The following is a 259-nucleotide window of genomic DNA, read 5'->3' on the forward strand; positions in this document are numbered from 1 at the left end:
TGCGCTTCTCCGGCCTCGACATCCGCAACCCGCAGGGCGACCTGGTGGTGCGGGCGCCGCTCGCCCTGGTCAGCCTCGATCCCTGGGGGCTCCTGCATCTCAACCTGCAGCCGCGCTCGATCGAGTTCCGCGAGACCCAGACCACCGCCCTCGTCCACCGCGACGGCTCGATCGCGTTCGCGGCCTCCGAGGCCAACCACCCGGTCGATATCGAGCCGCACACCCTGCCGAGCGTGGACGACGCCCGGGGCAAGGTCTC

1 protein-coding gene is annotated in these 259 nt (G+C 71.4%); it reads left to right on the top strand.

Features of this window, described 5'->3' with window-relative positions; all coding sequences use genetic code 11:
• Nucleotides 1-259 (top strand): hypothetical protein (locus LKL37_RS23055; RefSeq protein WP_431612582.1); only part of this gene is annotated, 259 nt, incomplete at both ends.

It is taken from the genome of Chryseobacterium sp. 'Rf worker isolate 10' (genome assembly GCF_050753305.1).
Classification (GTDB): Bacteria; Bacteroidota; Bacteroidia; order Flavobacteriales; family Weeksellaceae; genus Chryseobacterium.